The sequence below is a fragment of the Acinetobacter sp. V2 genome, from assembly GCF_001188385.1.
GTDB classification, from domain to species: Bacteria; Pseudomonadota; Gammaproteobacteria; order Pseudomonadales; family Moraxellaceae; genus Acinetobacter; species Acinetobacter oleivorans.
The window spans coordinates 815,069-815,291 of sequence record NZ_JZFB01000001.1 but is presented as its reverse complement, the minus strand read 5'-3'; the positions used below and the strand labels follow the sequence as shown (position 1 = coordinate 815,291).

1 pseudogene is annotated in these 223 nt (G+C 35.9%); it reads left to right on the top strand.

Annotated features, from left to right (window positions below):
- Nucleotides 1–223: pseudogene (locus UC75_RS20065) on the top strand (OprD family outer membrane porin); the annotation flags it as partial.

Here is a 223-nt window from a genome sequence, read left to right as displayed (position 1 = left end):
GCCACGAAATGAAGAAGATTTTAAAAAGTTTTCGTTCACGGCAAATGGAATGACCAAAGAATCTGATGGCTTAAATTACATAGATCTGCGCTATCAATTTACGCCGTCTTTAAAGGGCGAATATTACTTTGGTAATTTAGAAGACCTCTACAACAAACACTATGTAGGGCTTGAGCATAATTGGAAACAACCTAATTTTGCCCTCACCTCTAAATTTAAATAC